This is a genomic window from Fructilactobacillus sp. X7R4C1 (assembly GCF_059901115.1).
Genome location: NZ_JBWXVD010000030.1, coordinates 1 through 247 on the forward strand (window position 1 = coordinate 1; position 247 = coordinate 247).

Consider the following 247-nt stretch of genomic DNA (forward strand, 5'->3'; position numbering starts at 1 on the left):
ATCTCAGCTTTGTAGTGAGGGGAATCAGATGTTAACCAGTTCCATTGACCTGATTTTATTTTGTTATCAACAGCCGCTTTGCCAATTTCATAGTTTTCTTGCTGCTCGGTATGGATATCTAATAATGTATCTCGAATAGGATAGTAAGTATCTATATACTCGATAGCCTTTGAGTATATGAGTTGCATCAAGCGTGATGGTATAGCGTAATACTGCTCACTTTCTAGTTTGGTTGGGCAACCTAATT

The 247-nt window shown here is 37.7% G+C and carries 1 protein-coding gene; it reads right to left on the bottom strand.

What is annotated here, in order from left to right; genetic code table 11:
• Positions 1-247: hypothetical protein (locus AC6UC9_RS07040; protein ID WP_500701546.1), on the bottom strand; the 247-nt coding region annotated here is incomplete at both ends.